A 16,466-nucleotide genomic window follows, 5' to 3' on the forward strand; every position below is an offset into this window, starting at 1 on the left:
TTCGACCACGCCTTCGAACAGGCGCTCATGCACGCTCCGCACTGCACGCACCGGTCCAGGTACGTCTTCAGTAATTTCAAGGTCAACACTCCTTTGAAAAAAACTAGACGACGTTCGACTCCCTGATGTGTTCGCCTCTGGCAAACCGCCTGTAGTCGAGCATGGAAAAATCAATGTCCGGTTTTTTCCCGGTGATGTGCTGGGCTAGAATTTTGCCCGCTACGGGAGCCAGCATGAAGCCGTGTCCCGAATATCCCGTCGAATGGTAGAAATTTTTCACGTCAGTTTCACCAATGATAGGCTGGGCATCCGGAGTCATGTCGTACATTCCGGACCACTGGCGGGCTATCCTGATCCCCCTGGTTCGCGGCAGTAGCCTGACCAGGGTTTTCGACATTTCCTCGATGAACTGCCAGGTGCTCTTGTTTTCAAAATCTTCCGGGTGTCCGGCGGGGCTCATGCCGCAGATTATGGAACCGTGAGGCCTCTGCTGGATATAGTAATTGCCGGAGAAGCTCATGAGCATACATGGGCAGACTCCCGGAGCAACGGGCTCGGTGATCATGATTTCATGCCGTTCCGCCCAGTTGGGGATTTCAATCCCCGCCATGCGGGCGATGAACTGGGCGTAGGCGCCTGCGCAGTTTATCACCACGGGGGCATGGAGTGTGCCCCTGTCGGTTTCAACACCCCGGACCACGTTGTTTTCCACGAGAATGCCGGTGCATGTGGTATGCCTGTGGCAGGTGACGCCGAGACGCTTTGCCGCTTCAAGGTAGGCGAAGGTTGTAAGGAAGGGGTCCGCGTGACCGTCCCTTCCATGGAAAAAGAAACCTACGGCGTCGTCGGCGGCAAGTCCCGGGCAGATTCCTCTGGCTTCCTGCAGGTTTATCTGCCGCGACTTGATCCCAAGGGAGTTCTGGAGTTCCATTCCCTTCCTGAGGGTCTCCAGTTCTTTTTCGTTATAGGCCACGAGCAGGTAGCCGCCCTGATTGAGCCCGACCGACATCCCCAGCTCCTGGTCAAGCTGCTCGAAAATGTCAAGGGCGGCAATGCCGAGGCGGCAGTTCATTTCCGTTCCCCATTGTGCCCGTATTCCTGCCCCGCATCGACCGGTGGAACCACCGCAGATGGTGCCCTTTTCTATGAGAACGATGTCTTTCACGCCGTTCAGGGCAAGATAATAGGCTGTAGATACGCCGATAATTCCGCCACCTATGATGACAACGTCGGCGGTGTTCTTCCATTCCATCATTCTTCACCCTCCTCTGCGAGCAAACCGATCCTGATTGGTTTTGCAGGAGGTCGAACGGTTGCCGGTTCTACTTCGGTGATTGACTTTCCCGTTTTTTTCGCAATCTCTCTCATGAGGATATCCTGGCAGCCTCTGCCCTGGCATGGGCCCATGCCGACCCGGAGAACCCTCTTGAGTTCTTCCACGGAGTCATATCCCCTGTCGATCCACTCGTGGATCTCCTCGAGGGTAACTTCCTCGCAGCGGCATACGTAAATCTCTTCAGATCCCGGATGTTCCTTCTGCATGGTCATTTCACCGCCCTGATTGTCCGGAATTCGTCCACTACTTCTTTTGGAGCCGAAACATGGATGACATAGGTCCTGTCCTTTTTGGGTTGTGTCACGTTTTCCACGGTGCCTTCCGCAATGCATTCCCCTATTCGGTTCAGGCACTGGACTTTCTGCCCCTTTTCCGGAAGGGGCAGCATCTCGTAGGGAAGTTTGAAAAGAGCTTTGTCTTCGGAAAAAGTGAGATCGATAACGAAGCACGCCAGACCCGGACAGGATGCTACACAGAGGGTGCATCCAGTGCACAGCGAATGATCAACCGTCGGGGTGTCGTTGATGTCGGCAAAGGGACGGATCGCTCCGGTAGGACAGCTGGTATGGCACGGATTGCAGGGAATGCGCTGGGGACATTCGACGATTACGACTCCTCCTTTTTTCGATTCCCAGAGTTTGCGGTCCGGCAGGACGGCACCTTCCCGTTCGCCGGTGAGGACACCGCTGTTGAAGAGGTCGAGAGCGTCAGCCATTGGAAACATCCTCCCATCTGTTGACAAGCACGCATTCGAGTCCCTGGCATATACGTGCCCCTGCCTCTCCTGACCTGAGAGCCTGGAGACGTCCCCAATATTCGTCAAGCTTACCGTGTTCGGTGGGGTATCCAAGATCTGAAGCCGCCGAAAGGCCGGCTATTCTCCCTTCGACCATGGCGGCGCTTGCCTCTTCGATGCCGCTTGCGTCACCTGCGGTGAAAAAATCGGGGTTGGAGGTTTTCATCGTTCTGTCCCGCTGTGCAACAAGGCCGCACAACTGGGGAACATACATCATTTTGCATCCGGCCTGGGAGAGAATCTCCGTGGTCGGGGAGAGACCGACAGCTATGCAGATGATGTCACAGTCCACGTACTTTTTTTCTCCCACCGGCTCGAAACGGTCATTGAGTGCCGTGATGTACGCTCCCGTGATGACCTGCTCCCCCACGGCTTTTCTGATGGAGTGGCGCAGAAGGATGGGGACGCCCATCCGACGGATTTTTGCTGCGTGGACCCAGTAGCCGCCAACCCGGGGTGCGGCTTCGACAACGGCGGCGACTTCAACGCCTGCCTGCATGAGCTGATAACTCACAATAAGGCCGATATTGCCCGCTCCGACCATGAGAACCCGTTTCCCGGGAACAACCCCGTAGACGTTCATAAGGGTCTGAACGGCTCCTGCACCGTAAACGCCGGGAAGGTCATTGTTTGGAAACGGAATGAGCCGTTCCTGGGCGCCTGTAGCCACTATTGTTTTTTTAGCTTTGATATGGAAGTATTTTTCTTCTCCCCGCATGGCGGTGAAGGTGCCGTCTTCTGAATAGAAGCCTGTGATGGTGGTATTGGTGTGGATTTCAACGTTTTCCCTGCAGGAATCAATTTCGTTCAAAAGGATGTTCGCGATTTTGAACCCCCTGGTTCCCGCATATTCGTCCTTGCTGCCGAAGAATTTATGGGTCTGTTTTACGAGCTGTCCTCCCAGATGAAGATCGCTTTCCGCCACCATGACTTTTGCACCTGCCGCCGCCGCTTCTGCTGCCGCGCTGAGGCCCGCCGCTCCTCCGCCGATAACGAGAATTTCTGTCGAGAGAGTTTTCATGGCCTCATCCTCATTCCGCTGTCTCGGGTACGAAGCCCTTGCCGTGCTGGGTTTCCACCTTCATGCCTGGTTTTAGGGGAGTTATGCATGTCCTGACGTTCGGAACACCGTCCACCACCATGAAACAGCTGCTGCATTTTCCGATGGCGCAGAAAAAACCCCGGGGTCTGTGCATTTCAGCCGTTTCTCGGTAGACTCTAACCCTGTTCGCATGAAGGGCCATGGCGATGGGCTCCCCTTCATATCCTTCCATTTCCCTTCCGTCGAAGAAAAAACGTACCTTTTCTCCCCTAGGGAAATCAAGGATCGGATGTTCCTCGATCAAATCCATGGTCCCGCGGCCTCCTCCCGGATTACTTTTCTCATCCAAGCCTGTTTTCCTCCTTCCAAGCATGACTCGATTTCACAACACGGTACATGGCCTGTTGCGGAAAAACTATTGGAATCAGGAGCACAAATGGCTGTTTTTGAAGGACATGAAGTGATGGGCAGCACTATCCCCTCCGGAGAAAATGGGTCACGGAGAATGCTTTTGTGTGTTCAATTGTGTTCCGGGAATCCCAATTTGTCAAGGATATGTTGAAATTTTGGGCACATTCAACTTTTTCACAAATGGTTCGTAAGGCTTTTTCGTGAACAGGGTTTTTTCTGCAAAAGGTCGGTTTTTTTGCTCCGGAGGAAAATTTGAAATAGAATAGAAGCAGTTTTTCCCGAGAGTACGATGATTTTTTTGAAAGAGGTGATCGGGTATGTTTCTTATGAACAGCGGCCACATGCTTTCCTGTTTCTCTTTTCCCGGGTTGATGGATGCCGCAGAAGAGGCCATGAAAGCGGCCGGCCGGGAGAAGGACGGATCCATAACAGTACCCCTGAGAACCGCTGTCAACAGAGGAAAGAATTCTCTCCTGCTCATGCCCTGTCTTGCGGATGATCTCTGGGGGCTGAAAGCTCTCACGATTTTTCCCGACAACCCTGTACGCTCACGGCCTTTTCTGAACGGGCTGGTACTCCTTTTCGACGGGGCGGACGGGACTCCTCTTGCGCTTTTTGACGGGAGAACGCTGACGGCCCTGAGAACGGGTTCGGTGGGAGGGGCCGCTGTACGCGCCCTTGCGGGAAAGGATGTGCGGTCCCTTGGCCTAGCCGGAGCGGGTGTCCAGGGATACTGGCAGGTCCGTTTCGCCTGCGAGGCCCGATCCTTTTCAGAGGTTCGAATCTATGATGCCGTCCCGGAGAGTGCGGAAAGGACTGCTGAAAGGCTCGGAAAAGATCTGCCCGAAATCAGCGTGTTGCCCTGCAGAGATGCCGCGGAGCTTGCTCTTGCTTCCGATGTGATCATTACCGCCACAACGGCGAAACAGCCGGTTTTTCCTGATGACAGGCGTCTCTTTTCGGGAGGGAAATGCATCATCGGCATCGGTTCCTATACTCCGGAGATTCGGGAATATCCCGATGCCCTTTTCGCGGAAGCGGAGCAGGTTTATGTGGATACTGAGCATGCCCTTTCGGAAACGGGAGACCTCATCAACCCCCTTTCCAGGGGAGTATTTTCGAAAGAAATCATCCGTCCACTTTCTGATCTCCTTCTTGCCGGGAAGAAGGAAACAGCAGGCACCGGCACTGTCTTTTTCAAATCCGTCGGGCTTTCGGTGTTTGATCTTTATGCTGCGAAAACCTTGCTTGAGAGGGGAAAAATGACCGGAAACGGAATCGATTTCGATCTGTAGTACGTGCCGAATGACCGGGGAACGCCCGCCCCTGAACCGGCGGCCGTTCCCCGTCTTGAAGGAGTTCAGTGAACCGCTGCGGCATCGAATGATTTTTTCAGGACTGGGGCCCCCATTTCCTTGCCCATTCGAACATTCCCACGGCACACGCAACGCTTGCGTTCAAAGAGCCGGTTTCTCCCGTAAGGGGGATTCGGACGATTTCGTCGCAGGTATCGGATACGAGCCTGGACAGGCCTTCACCTTCGGCACCCACTATAAGGGCGGTTCTTTCCGGCATGGGCTCGGACCAGAGGGAACGGCCGGCCCTGTTATCAAGACCGATGGTCCAGAAGCCGGCCTCCTGGAGCTCTTTTACCGTCTGGGAGACATTGTTTATCCCCACCATGGGCAGGCGCAGTGCAGCGCCGGCGCTGACCTTGACCACAGTGCCCCCGGGGAGGGCTCCCCTGCGCTTGGGAAAGAGAACTCCTTTCGCACCGCACGCTTCAGCAGTGCGGGCTACGGCGCCGAGGTTATGAGGATCCTGGACGTGGTCGAGGACGACCACGAGGAGAGGGCCGGCGGAAGGGAGGGAAGAGAAGAAATCCCCGAGATCGGCCATGGAAACCTCACTGCTTCGGCAGGCGACACCCTGGTGATTCACCGGCCCGCAAATCTCGGAAAGAACCTCGGGTGTGACGACCTGAACCACCACACCTCCTTTTTCCGCCAGGGTTTTCACCTGCCGGGAAAAGGAATCGCTCACATTCTTCCCGAGGAAAACTTTCTGAACCCTGTCGGGAGACTCTTTTAAAAGCTGGAGTACGACCTGCCTCCCCCAGTTGAGGTCTTCGCTTCTCTTTTTTTCAAAACGGGGTGCGGCGGAACCGGTTTCTTTTCCGAACCTCCTGCCTGCGGGTCTTTTCCCATCTTTTCTTTCTATTCTATCCACTTTTCTTCATCCTTTCGCTGATTTGATCGGAATACTCCCGGAGAAACCGGGCTGTATACCCCTTGGAAGAGTGCATGAGATCTTCCGGTGTGCCTGCCGCGACGAGCCGCCCTCCTCCGTTTCCTCCCTCCGGGCCGAGGTCGATAATATAATCTGCGGACATCAGAACGTCCAGGTTGTGTTCGATGAGAATGACCGTGTTTCCCTGGTCAACGATCTTGTTCACGATGACCAGGAGTTTTTCCACGTCCGTGTAATAAAGGCCGGTGGTCGGTTCATCAAGAAGGTACAGGGTCGGTCCAGAAAATTTCTTGCTCAGTTCCTTGGACAATTTCACTCTCTGGGCCTCCCCTCCGCTGAGGGTGAGGGCCGACTGCCCGAGCCGGATATATCCGAGTCCCGCTTCGGCAATGAGGTTCAGCTTGGAGGCAATTCTCGGAATGTCCCTGAAGAACTGCAGGGCCTCATCCACCGTCATGTCCAGTACATCGGAGATGGATTTCCCCTTGAACTTCACCTCGAGGGTTTCCCTGTTGTATCTTTTGCCGCCGCAGACCTCGCAGGGCACGTACACGTCGGGAAGAAAGAGCATGGAAACCTTGGTGGACCCGCCGCCGCCGCACGCTTCGCACCGCCCTCCCCTCACGTTGAAGCTGAATCTGCCGGGGAGATATCCCCTCAGCTTCGCTTCGGGGAGCTCCGCAAAGAGCTCCCGGATGAGGGTGAACAGTCCCGTGTAGGTGGCCGGGTTCGATCGGGGAGTCCTTCCGATGGGGCTCTGGTCCACTAGGATGATGTTCCGGAAATTTTCCCACCCGTCGATGTTTTTGTGGTTTCCCGCCCGCTCGCGGAAATCCCTGTCCAGGTACCGCCTCATCCCCTTGTAGAGCACGTCATGGATGAGGCTGCTCTTTCCCGACCCTGAAACGCCTGTTACGGTGATGAAGAGCCCCGTGGGAAACTCCACATCGATGCCTTTCAGATTGTTGTGCCGGGCTCCTTTTACCGTCAGGCTGCCTTTGGGTCTCCTTCTCTCCTTCGGCCGGACGATGCCGTTGCATTCTCCCCGCAGGTAAGGGCCTGTCAGGAAAGGCGACCGGAACGCCTCTTCATACTCCCCGGAGAAAACGATATTTCCTCCTCCGTCACCCGCCCCCGGCCCCATCTCGATGATCGAGTCCGCGGCCATCATGGTTTCCCTGTCATGTTCAACCACCACGACGGTGTTGCCGAGGTCGCGGATTGATTCCAGGGTCCTGACGAGCTTCTCGGTATCCCTTGAATGAAGGCCGATGGTAGGTTCGTCCAGCACGTACAGGACACCGCTCAGTTTCGATCCTATCTGAGTGGCAAGCCGGATTCGCTGGCTTTCTCCCCCGCTGAGCGTGTCGGCTCTCCGAATAAGGGAGAGGTAGCCCACTCCCACGTCGGTGAGGAAATTGAGCCGTTTTCTCGTTTCGAGAAGGACCTGGTGCACGATGTGCTCCTCGCCGGATGAAAAAGAGATGTTTTCGAGGATATGACACAGTTCGTCGATGGGCATGGAAACAAAATCCCCAATGCCGTAGTTCCGGACTTTCACACTCAGCGCTTCAGGTTTGAGCCTCAGTCCCCCGCAGGTTTTGCACTCGTCGTCCACCCGGTATGTAGCCAGCTCCTCGATGACGGCTTCGGATTCAGTCTCCTTCCACCTGGCGTCAAGCCATGGGATGAGTCCTTCGTAGCGCCCCATGTAGGAACGCTCTTCTCCGCCGTCACGGAACATCAGGGGAATGCGTTCATCCGATCCCCTGAGAATAAACTCTTTTATATTCCCCGGGAGCTTGCCGTAGACTCCCGAGAGATCCCATCCCTTTTTCGCCGCGAACTTTTCCAGTTTTGTCAGCATGTAATGTTTTTTCTTCCATGGAAGAATAGCCCCTTCGGAGAGGGATCTTTCAGGATCGATGGCCAGATCTTCCGAAAAGAACTGGTGGCTTCCTATTCCGGAACAGTCCGGGCAGGCCCCGTAGGGGTTGTTGAAGGAAAAAAGCCTTGGTTCGATTTCGGGCAGTGAAATGTCGCAGGAAGGGCATGTGTAATTTTCCGTGAGCAGTTTTTCCTCTCCCGTTTCAGGAACGGCCACCACGTAACCTCCGCTGAGGGAGAGTGCATTCTCCACGGCTTCGGCAATTCTGCCCCGCCTGTCTTCCTGAATCCGAAGCCTGTCGACTATGACCTCGATGGTATGGCGCCTGTTCTTGTCGAGGGAGATTTCTTCTTCCAACCAGAGAACGGCGCCGTCGACCCTGACACGAAGAAAGCCCTTGTCCCGGGTCTGGGAAAGCAGGTTTCTGTATTCTCCTTTTTTGCCCCTCACCAGGGGAGCGAGAATTTCAACCCTCTCCTCCGGAAAACTGCGGAAGAGGATGTCCACAATTTCATCGAGAGAATAACGCATGACTTCCTTTCCGCATGAGGGACAATGGGGTTTGCCCACCCTGGCGAAAATCAGGCGGAGAAAGTCGTAAATTTCCGTGACGGTTCCGACGATGGAACGGGGGTTGTGGGACACCCCCTTCTGTTCGATGGAAATGGCCGGAGAGAGCCCCGAAATGTCGTCCACATCCGGTTTGTTCTGGATACCAAGAAACTGTCTTGCGTAAACGGAAAGAGATTCGACATACCTGCGCTGTCCCTCGGCGTAGAGAGTGTCGAAGGCGAGGGACGACTTGCCTGATCCCGAAGGGCCTGTGATGACCACAAGCTTGTTTTTCGGGATATCAACGTCGATGTTTTTTAGATTGTGTTCTCTTGCTCCTTTGATTTGAATCCATTGCAACACGGTTCAATTCCTTCCCTTCCAGAGAAGCGAGCGTGTCCCTGAGCCGGGCCGCCTTCTCGAAATCAAGCCGTTCAACGGCCTGCCACATCATCTTTTCAAGTTCTGCCGGAGAAAAACCTTCCAGGGTATCCTTTTCCTTTTTTCGGAGATATCCTGAACCTGCGTCGGCCATGAGCTCTTCGGGCAGGAGGGATATGACGTCTTTCCTGATCGAAGCCGGCGTTATCCCATGGTCTTCATTGTACTTCGTCTGCAGCGCCCTTCTCCGTGCGGTCTCGGCGGTAGCGTTCCGGATGCTGTCGGTGATGTCGTCAGCGTAGAGTATAACCTTTCCCGCTGTATTTCTCGCCGCCCTGCCCATCATCTGGATGAGGGAGCGCTCGGAACGGAGAAAGCCCTCCCTGTCGGCATCGAGAATGGCAACAAGGGAAACCTCCGGAAGGTCCATTCCCTCGCGGAGAAGGTTGATTCCCACGAGGACTGAAATGTCTCCGTTCCTGAGATCCCGGATGAGTTCCGCCCTTTCGAAGGTGTTGAGTTCAGAGTGAATGTACTTGACCTTGAACTGAAGGTCGGCAAGGTACTCCGCAAGGTCTTCCGATGATTTTTTCGTCAGGGTGGTTACCAGGGCTCTTTCTCCTCTGGAGGCAATCTCCCTGAGCCGCCCGATGAGATCGTCCACCTGGCCGCTTGCAGGAAGGATCTCCACTTCGGGGTCGAGGACGCCGGTGGGACGGATGAGCTGCTCCACCACATTGTCGGATACCCTGAACTCGTAGTCGCCGGGGGTGGCGGTGACGAAAACGGCCTGTCTCATATATTTCTCGAATTCGGCCCATTCCAGCGGTCTGTTGTCAAGGCAGGAAGGAAGGCGGAACCCGTTTTCCACCAGGGTCAGCTTCCGGGCGCGGTCACCGTTGAACATTCCCCTGACCTGGGGAAGGGTTATGTGGGATTCATCCACCACAAGAAGGAAATCGGAGGGAAAGAAATCAAGCAGTGTTCCTGGAGGTTCTCCCGGATTCCTGCCGTCCAGATACCTCGAGTAATTCTCAATTCCCGAGCAGTATCCCGTTTCCATAAGCATTTCCATGTCGTACTGGGTTCTCATCCTGATGCGCTGCGCTTCGAGAAACTTGCCCTGTTTTTCGAATGCGGAAGCCTGTTCTTCCAATTCGGAACGAATGGGCTCGATGGACCGGTCGATGGCATCCCTGTCGGTGACGTAATGCTGGGCCGGGAAAATTGAAGCGTGAGCAAGACTTTCCTTTACCTTTCCCGAAACGGGATCAAACTCATCTATTCTTTCTATTTCGTCGTCGAAAAAACATATCCGGAGAGCCGTCTCTCCGTAGGCGGGAAAAATTTCGATGATGTCTCCCCTGGCGCGGAAACTGCCATGTTCCACCACGAAGTCGTTTCTCTCGTAGTAGTTTTCCAGTAGTTTTTCCATGAAAGCCCGACGTTCCCACCGGTCCCCAACGGAGAAGGGAAAAATGACCTTTTCGTAGGTTTCCTTCCGACCGAGTCCGTAGATACAGGAGACGCTTGCAACGACGATGACATCCCGCCGTTCGATCAGCGCCTTGGTTGCTGCCAGCCGAAGCCGTTCTATCCTGTCGTTGACCGAAGCGTCTTTCTCTATGTAGGTATCTGTCGCCGGGACATAGGCTTCCGGCTGGTAATAGTCGTAGTAGCTGACGAAGTAATGAACAGCATTATGGGGGAAAAAACCCTTGAATTCACTGTAAAGCTGGGCCGCAAGAGTTTTGTTGTGGGCGAGCACCAGAACGGGCCTGCACGCATGGGCGATCACGTTGGCAACCGTGAAGGTTTTTCCGCTTCCGGTTACCCCGAGAAGAGTCTGGAAACGTCTGTTTTCCGCGATACCGGCGGAAAGCCGGCGTATGGCCTCAGGCTGGTCACCTGAAGGAGCCCAGTCCGAAACCAGGTGGAATTTCCTGTCTTCAGTTTTCATTCACGTTCCGGTCCCCCTCCCGCTGAGCCTGAAAAGAAAAAGGGAACCGGGAAAACTCCCGGCTCCTCTTTTTGCCTTTTCCTGCCGAAGCTAATCTGCAGGAGCTTCTCCAAGGATGTTCGGGCTTCGGCTTTCTTCCGCCGTCTCTTCCGGAGTTTTTCGCCCTTCTTTAACCTCTTCTGCCGGTGAAGGGGTCTTTTCTTCTTTTTCTTCCATGCCGAGCAGAAGGGTCAGTTCCTTTCCTTCAATGACTTCCTTTTCAAGAAGTACCTGGGCGACCATCGTCATCTCTTCTGCGTTTTCAGCCAGCAGATGATGGACTCTGCCATAGCAGGAATCGATGATCTTCTTCACTTCCTGGTCTATGGCATAGGCCACTTCGTCGCTGTAGTTCCGGTCCTCTCCGATGTCCCTGCCGAGGAACACCTCCTGGTGCTTGTGACCGAGCTTGACGAGCCCGAGTTTCTCACTCATTCCGAATTCGGTGACCATTTGCCTGGCAATCTGCGTGGCCCGTTCCAGGTCGTTGCTCGCGCCTGTGGTGACGTCCCCGAACTGAAGCTCTTCTGCCACTCTTCCCCCGAGAAGAACGCAGATCTTGTCAAGGAGGCCGGAGCGGGACATGAGGAAACGATCCTCCTCCGGAAGCTGAAGAGTGTACCCGAGAGCCATGTTACCTCTCGGAATGATGGAAATCTTGTGCACCGGGTCGCAGGACGGTATCAGTTTTGCTACAAGGGCGTGCCCGGTTTCGTGGTACGCGATGATCTTCTTTTCTTTGTCGCTCACGAGGCGGCTCTTGCGCTCGGGACCGGCGATGACCCTGTCGATTCCTTCCTCGAAGTTCTTCATGGTGATTTCTTTGTCTCCGTTCCTTGCCGAGAGCAGAGCTGCCTCGTTCACGAGGTTCGCAAGGTCGGCGCCCACAAAACCGGGTGTCCTGCGTGCGAGGACTTCAAGGTCCACATCGGAAGCGAGCTTCTTTTCCCGGACATGAACCTCGAGAATAGCTTCCCGTCCCTTGACGTCCGGACGGTCGACGACGATGTGGCGGTCGAACCTTCCCGGACGGAGAAGGGCCGGGTCGAGGATGTCGGGCCTGTTCGTGGCCGCGATGAGAATAATGCCCGTGGATTCGTCAAACCCGTCAAGCTCGACGAGAAGCTGGTTCAGCGTCTGCTCCCGTTCGTCGTGGCCTCCGCCGAGACCGGCGCCGCGCTGCCTTCCAACGGCATCCATCTCATCGATGAAAATAATGCACGGCTGGTATTTCCGGGCCTGTTCAAAGAGATCCCGAACCCTTGCTGCACCCACACCAACGAACATCTCGACGAAGTCCGAACCGCTGACGCTGAAGAAGGGGACATCGGCCTCCCCCGCCGCTGCCCGGGCAAGAAGGGTTTTTCCCGTTCCCGGGGGTCCAAGGAGAAGGATGCCCCTGGGAACCTTTGCCCCGAGGGCTGTGAACCTGCTGGGATCCTTGAGGTAGTACACGACCTCGGAGAGTTCTTCCTTTGATTCCTCGCATCCGGCGACATCGTTGAAGGTCACCTTCGGTCGGTTGTCGAGAAAGAGCTTGGCCTTGCTTTTCGCAAAGTTCATCACCTTGCCGCCGCCGCCCTGCATGTTGTAGAGGAAGAAGATCCAGACACCAATGAGCAGCAGCGTCGGGAACAGGGAAGAAAGCATGTTAGCCCACCATGGAGTCTTCTGCGGAGGTTCCACCTCCACGTTTACTCCTTTCTGGGCGACTTCCTTGGCCAGATCCCCTATGCCGACTACATAGCTAACGAATTCCCTGCCGTCGGTGAACTTTCCCTTGATGGAATTTTCCCGGACGGTGACGGACGTGATTCTCCCTGAGGAGACTTCCGAAAGGAATGTGCTGTACCCGATCTCCTGGATTTGCTGGGGACCCTGGGTGGGAGAAAGAAAAACGTTCACGAGGCTCACAACGAGCACTATAAGAATAAGATACAACCCGAGATTTTTTACCAATCGGCCCAAATTATCGCCGCCTCCTGACTAAGGTAGAAATTTTTTTAAACTTCTGTTCTCGATTCCCCTGTAACCTCAACAACGTGAACGGAGGGGAGATTCCTCCATTTGCCCGCGTAATCAAGACCGTAGCCTACAACAAACTCGTCGGGAATGGAAAATCCCCTGTAGGCCACATCCACATGAACCTTCCGCCGCTCCTCCTTGTCGAGGAGGGCGCACACCCTGACGCTTCCTGGCTGTCTTTCATGCATCAGCTTGACAAGATATGACAGAGTCAGTCCTGTGTCAACTATATCCTCGACGATGAGGACATTTTTGTCTTTAATGCTGCTGTCCAGGTCTTTGACGATCCTGACGATTCCGCTGGTCTTCGTGGAGTCACCGTAGGAGGAAACAGCCATAAAATCGAGGGAAACGTTCACCGTAGGCGGGATGTTCCGCACCAGGTCGGCCATGAATACGACCGCTCCCTTCAGAATGCCGACGACAACGAGCTCCTTCCCCTCGTAGTCCCTGGCGATCTGTTTTCCCAGATCGACGACTCTTTTTTCAATTTCCTCTTTCGGAATCAGGATGTCTGAAACCCTATAATCCATATTCTTTCCCCTTTTCAGCAGTGATATGAAGAACCCTTGACTGAATGCGGACAACCTCTTCCCCGGAGGGTATTACGCCGGCAGGTGAACGCCTTCCCCAGAAAGGAACCCACTCGAAGGAGCCGGAGCGCAGTACCGGAAAAATGTGCCGTCCCCACGGAAGTGCCCAGGTATCCCGGTGATTCTGCATTTCGGAAAGGGAGAAAAGCTGAATTTCGCCGGTACAGGGGAGAACAGCCTGCATCCAGCCGGCGGAAACTTCCGCCGGCTTTTCCCTCTTCCAGGAAAACTGCCAGTTATTCCATTCAAAAGTACCTTGGATGCCTTCAAGAGGCACGGTAATTCCTGAAGGATCCAATCCGTTAAGTATAACAGGGTCAACCCAGGTAACAAAGGGGAAACTGCTGAAAACGTACATACTGCTCTGCCATTGAAAACACCAGGGATCATCCTTATTCAGGAGCTCCGCGAGTTTTTCCGTTCTTTCCCTTGCGAGAGCTTTCAGTCCAAGCGCCCTCCCGGCACCGCGTAGAAAAACCGCTGTTGTTTCAGCGTCGAGACGTCTCAGGAACGGGAGCGGGCAGGCATAGGAACAAAAGGGCAGGGATACGGATGCGAGATTGAGCAGGGATTCCTGCATCTTTTCTTCCTGTCCGCGGAAGAAAGCCAGGTCACCTGCCGCTCCCAGGATATGTTTCCTGGCTGAACTGTTTATTTCCCGTTCAACAAGAGGAATGAGCATGTTTCTGATTCTGTTCCTCAGGTAGGCCGTATCCTCGTTGGTGGAGTCCTCCCTCCACGGTATGCCGTACAGGCGGAGAAGCTCCCGGAGGAATTCCCTGGAATATTTGAGGAGAGGACGGAAAACGGGTCCCCGTTTCTCGGGAATTCCGGAGAGTCCCCGAACGCCTGTACCGCGGAACAGGTTGTGCAGAAATGTTTCCGCCGAGTCATCGCTCGTATGGGCCACTCCAATGCCCCAGGCGCCCTCCTCCTTTGCGGTCTCTTCCAGGAAACGGTACCTGATTCTTCGTGCGCCGTCTTCGAGGGATTCGCCTTTTTGAAGAAGGGAGGGAACAGGAAGGGATTCACAGATGCACCTGACCCCGAACCGGGCTGACAGAGAAGCGACAAATGATGCGTCACCCTTTCCTTCCTCTCCGCGAATACCGTGGTCGAGATGGGCAACGACCAGGTTTTTGTTCCGGAACAAGGAGAAAAGCCAGAGCATCGCCACGGAGTCGCTTCCGCCCGAGACGGCCAGCAGAAGAGGGGTGTCCGTATGCATCCAGCCCTGTGCGTTGCCGGTGCGGACAAATTCTTTTTCCAGGCGGGCAAGAGAATATTTGAATGGAATGTCGGGACGGGGGGCTATCTCCATCTTTCCCATGACACCTCCCGAAAAGAAAAAAAGCGGAGAAAAATCTCCGCCTTCATGTTTTTCTCAATTGGTGGCGGTGACTGGAATCGAACCAGTGACACTGCGGGTATGAACCGCATGCTCTAGCCATCTGAGCTACACCGCCGAAATTGGTTGCGGGGGCAGGATTTGAACCTGCGACCTTCGGGTTATGAGCCCGACGAGCTTCCTGGCTGCTCCACCCCGCGATCATTTTCTTTCCTGGTGCCGGACGCGGGACTCGAACCCGCACGGACCTTCGTCCACAGGATTTTAAGTCCCGTGCGTCTACCCATTCCGCCAGCCCGGCCAGCACTAGGGCATTATAGTGCACCCCCCCTTGTTTCGTCAAGCAGATAAGGGGTGTTTTTTTTGCGGATCCCCTTTTTCTTCCAAGCATGAATTTTTTATCCCATTGAACTCGGTGCGTGGTATTTACGGAACAAAACGCTTGAACGCCCTTCTCTCCTGAGGGGAGGGACCGTCATCTTGCCGTAGTCATCGTAGACCTGCCGGATAAATACGTTCGCCGTCGTTTTCAGGTCGATCACTGCCGGAATAGCGTCTTTTTCACTTTCTTCTCCTGTCACAAGCAGGACTCTCGGGCGAACCAGATCCCGTTCCTTTGACTCGAGTACGACTCCCCTGCGACCGTCCGACAGTTCCACCACCGCCCCCGGAGGAAAAAGGCCCACAGACGCGAGGAGAGCCCGAACGATAAATTTGTCAAACCGGCCGTTTGCAGTGGCCAGAAGTGAAGATACGGCCTGGTCGCTTCTTTTTTTTCCCCTGGAATCACACGTAGAGACAAGGTTTTCAAAAAAGTTCGCTACCGCCACGATTCTAGCCCCAACGGGAATGGCTTCTCCCACGAGCCCGTCAGGGTATCCCGAACCGTCCCAGGATTCGTGATGGGAACGGACTGCCGAGAGTACATCCTGTGCCGTGACCCCGGCATCCCTCAGAAGAGCTTCTCCGAGAAGGGAGTGAGTATGTATTGCCTGCCTGTCAGGTACGGAGGTTTTCCTGCCCTGCCCATCGGAAAAGGGCAGAAGGAACGATTTGCCGATGTCGTGCAGAAGTCCTGCAACCGTGACGGACTCGGTAAATCCGGGCCACAGCGGGAAAATCCTCCCGGCGATGTGGCCTGCGAGCAGAGAAACATTGATTCCGTGCAGGAAGGGGGTCTGTTTTCGTTCCGCATCTTCCCCGAGCGAAAGGGTGATCTGGGGAGTTTTTTTCACCTGCCGGCACAGAGTGTTCCCGAGAGTTATCAGTGTGCGGATCCCCTTTTCACGGACTGCCCTGTTTCGGATGTGGGAGTACACCACTTCCATCTGGTGAGCCGCAACCTGGGCCGCAAGAGGATTCAGAAGTGAGACGGGAGGCTGGACCCGACGAAGAACGTTTCGAAATTCCTCAATGGTGAAAAAAACGGCTTTTTTAACCGGAATTTTCGTAATTCCATGGTTCCGAAGCAGGTTCAGTGCTCCGGGGTGGGTTTTTCTGAGCGACTGAAGATGGAGGCCGGCTGGGAGGAGCAGCACCGACGAAGGGGAAACCACGTCTGCCGCAATGGTACCTTCTTCATCGAACAGCAGGTCGACCGGTATAAATTTGACGGAATTCACTTCCTATACCTCCGAAAAAATAATAATTACCCGCCCGCTCTCCCTCTCTTCCGGGATTAGGAGGGCGGCAGCCCAGTCTCAGCCTTTCTGCTGCCTTCCTGCTAGATTGACATTGACGCACCACCATGCTAGGAGCCTGTCGGACTGGCCTTCAAAACTCCGTCTCATGAGCTCCATCTGCTCCGGAGTTCATAACTTCCAGGATACGAAAGCGTCATTTTAA

At 54.8% G+C, this 16,466-nt stretch carries 13 protein-coding genes and 3 tRNA genes; 1 reads left to right on the forward strand and 15 read right to left on the reverse strand.

Annotated features, from left to right (window positions below):
- Positions 1–103: 103 nt before the first annotated feature.
- From C8D99_RS14490 to C8D99_RS14510, 5 genes are read right to left on the reverse strand one after another with little or no spacing between them, the layout of a single operon-like run.
- Positions 104–1,255 (reverse strand): NAD(P)/FAD-dependent oxidoreductase, encoded by a 1,152-nt coding sequence (locus C8D99_RS14490; protein ID WP_133959223.1) that lies wholly within the window; start codon positions 1,253–1,255, stop codon positions 104–106.
- Positions 1,252–1,548 (reverse strand): (2Fe-2S)-binding protein, encoded by a 297-nt coding sequence (locus C8D99_RS14495; RefSeq protein WP_338024515.1) that lies wholly within the window; start codon positions 1,546–1,548, stop codon positions 1,252–1,254. The genes C8D99_RS14490 and C8D99_RS14495 overlap by 4 nt, the downstream gene beginning before the upstream one ends.
- Entirely contained in the window at positions 1,545–2,051 is a 507-nt protein-coding gene (locus tag C8D99_RS14500; protein ID WP_133959224.1) for a 4Fe-4S dicluster domain-containing protein, read from the reverse strand. The genes C8D99_RS14495 and C8D99_RS14500 overlap by 4 nt, the downstream gene beginning before the upstream one ends.
- The gene (locus C8D99_RS14505) at positions 2,044–3,153 is read right to left on the reverse strand and encodes an NAD(P)/FAD-dependent oxidoreductase (protein WP_133959225.1); all 1,110 of its coding nucleotides are present in this window, start codon (positions 3,151–3,153) and stop codon (positions 2,044–2,046) included. The genes C8D99_RS14500 and C8D99_RS14505 overlap by 8 nt, the downstream gene beginning before the upstream one ends.
- A 10-nt stretch (positions 3,154–3,163) precedes the next feature.
- Positions 3,164–3,484 (reverse strand): (2Fe-2S)-binding protein, encoded by a 321-nt coding sequence (locus C8D99_RS14510; RefSeq protein WP_133959226.1) that lies wholly within the window; start codon positions 3,482–3,484, stop codon positions 3,164–3,166.
- Positions 3,485–3,902: 418 nt separating this feature from the next.
- Between C8D99_RS14510 and C8D99_RS14515 the strand changes: the two genes are divergently transcribed.
- Positions 3,903–4,880, forward strand: a complete 978-nt coding sequence (locus tag C8D99_RS14515) for an ornithine cyclodeaminase family protein (RefSeq protein ID WP_133959227.1) — start codon at positions 3,903–3,905, stop codon at positions 4,878–4,880.
- A 97-nt stretch (positions 4,881–4,977) separates the two neighbouring features.
- On the opposite strand, the gene rlmB is transcribed toward C8D99_RS14515, so the two are convergent.
- The 10 genes from rlmB to C8D99_RS14565 all read right to left on the reverse strand — a co-directional run bounded on the left by rlmB (position 4,978) and on the right by C8D99_RS14565 (position 16,243).
- Positions 4,978–5,814 carry a 23S rRNA (guanosine(2251)-2'-O)-methyltransferase RlmB gene (gene rlmB / locus C8D99_RS14520; RefSeq protein WP_133959228.1) on the reverse strand — a complete coding sequence of 279 codons (837 nt, stop codon included), beginning with the start codon at positions 5,812–5,814 and terminating at the stop codon, positions 4,978–4,980.
- Complete coding sequence (gene uvrA, locus C8D99_RS14525) at positions 5,807–8,638, reverse strand: excinuclease ABC subunit UvrA (RefSeq protein WP_133959229.1); 2,832 nt, start codon at positions 8,636–8,638, stop codon at positions 5,807–5,809. The genes rlmB and uvrA overlap by 8 nt, the downstream gene beginning before the upstream one ends.
- The gene (uvrB, locus tag C8D99_RS14530; protein ID WP_133959230.1) at positions 8,577–10,616 is read right to left on the reverse strand and encodes an excinuclease ABC subunit UvrB; all 2,040 of its coding nucleotides are present in this window, start codon (positions 10,614–10,616) and stop codon (positions 8,577–8,579) included. Before uvrB ends, uvrA begins: the two co-directional genes overlap by 62 nt.
- 90 nt (positions 10,617–10,706) lie before the next feature.
- On the reverse strand, positions 10,707–12,623 hold the full coding sequence (ftsH, locus tag C8D99_RS14535; protein ID WP_133959231.1) for an ATP-dependent zinc metalloprotease FtsH: 1,917 nt from the start codon (positions 12,621–12,623) through the stop codon (positions 10,707–10,709).
- A 35-nt stretch (positions 12,624–12,658) separates the two neighbouring features.
- A complete protein-coding gene (gene hpt / locus C8D99_RS14540; RefSeq protein WP_133959232.1) occupies positions 12,659–13,213 on the reverse strand; it encodes a hypoxanthine phosphoribosyltransferase in 555 nt (184 codons plus the stop codon).
- Positions 13,203–14,603 carry a tRNA lysidine(34) synthetase TilS gene (gene tilS, locus C8D99_RS14545; protein ID WP_133959233.1) on the reverse strand — a complete coding sequence of 467 codons (1,401 nt, stop codon included), beginning with the start codon at positions 14,601–14,603 and terminating at the stop codon, positions 13,203–13,205. The genes hpt and tilS overlap by 11 nt, the downstream gene beginning before the upstream one ends.
- A 59-nt stretch (positions 14,604–14,662) precedes the next feature.
- A tRNA-Met gene (locus tag C8D99_RS14550) sits at positions 14,663–14,739 on the reverse strand.
- Between the two features lie 5 nt (positions 14,740–14,744).
- Positions 14,745–14,821, reverse strand: a tRNA-Met gene (locus tag C8D99_RS14555).
- A gap of 14 nt (positions 14,822–14,835) precedes the next feature.
- Positions 14,836–14,922: transfer RNA gene (locus tag C8D99_RS14560), tRNA-Leu, on the reverse strand.
- Between the two features lie 97 nt (positions 14,923–15,019).
- Positions 15,020–16,243, reverse strand: coding sequence for an HD-GYP domain-containing protein (locus C8D99_RS14565; RefSeq protein ID WP_133959234.1), 1,224 nt, complete (start codon positions 16,241–16,243; stop codon positions 15,020–15,022).
- Positions 16,244–16,466 lie beyond the last annotated feature (223 nt).

Origin of the sequence: Aminivibrio pyruvatiphilus (assembly GCF_004366815.1) — a bacterium.
GTDB lineage: Bacteria > Synergistota > Synergistia > Synergistales > Aminobacteriaceae > Aminivibrio > Aminivibrio pyruvatiphilus.

What these genes read in the sequence shown, in the direction of transcription:
- hpt (WP_133959232.1), bottom strand. Translation starts at nt 13,213, where the DNA reads ATGGATTATAGGGTTTCAGACATCCTGATTCCGAAAGAGGAAATTGAA.
- tilS (WP_133959233.1), bottom strand. Translation starts at nt 14,603, where the DNA reads ATGGGAAAGATGGAGATAGCCCCCCGTCCCGACATTCCATTCAAATAT.
- C8D99_RS14515 (WP_133959227.1), top strand. Translation starts at nt 3,903, where the DNA reads ATGTTTCTTATGAACAGCGGCCACATGCTTTCCTGTTTCTCTTTTCCC.
- C8D99_RS14510 (WP_133959226.1), bottom strand. Translation starts at nt 3,484, where the DNA reads ATGGATTTGATCGAGGAACATCCGATCCTTGATTTCCCTAGGGGAGAA.
- C8D99_RS14505 (WP_133959225.1), bottom strand. Translation starts at nt 3,153, where the DNA reads ATGAAAACTCTCTCGACAGAAATTCTCGTTATCGGCGGAGGAGCGGCG.
- uvrB (WP_133959230.1), bottom strand. Translation starts at nt 10,616, where the DNA reads ATGAAAACTGAAGACAGGAAATTCCACCTGGTTTCGGACTGGGCTCCT.
- C8D99_RS14495 (WP_338024515.1), bottom strand. Translation starts at nt 1,548, where the DNA reads ATGACCATGCAGAAGGAACATCCGGGATCTGAAGAGATTTACGTATGC.
- C8D99_RS14490 (WP_133959223.1), bottom strand. Translation starts at nt 1,255, where the DNA reads ATGATGGAATGGAAGAACACCGCCGACGTTGTCATCATAGGTGGCGGA.
- C8D99_RS14500 (WP_133959224.1), bottom strand. Translation starts at nt 2,051, where the DNA reads ATGGCTGACGCTCTCGACCTCTTCAACAGCGGTGTCCTCACCGGCGAA.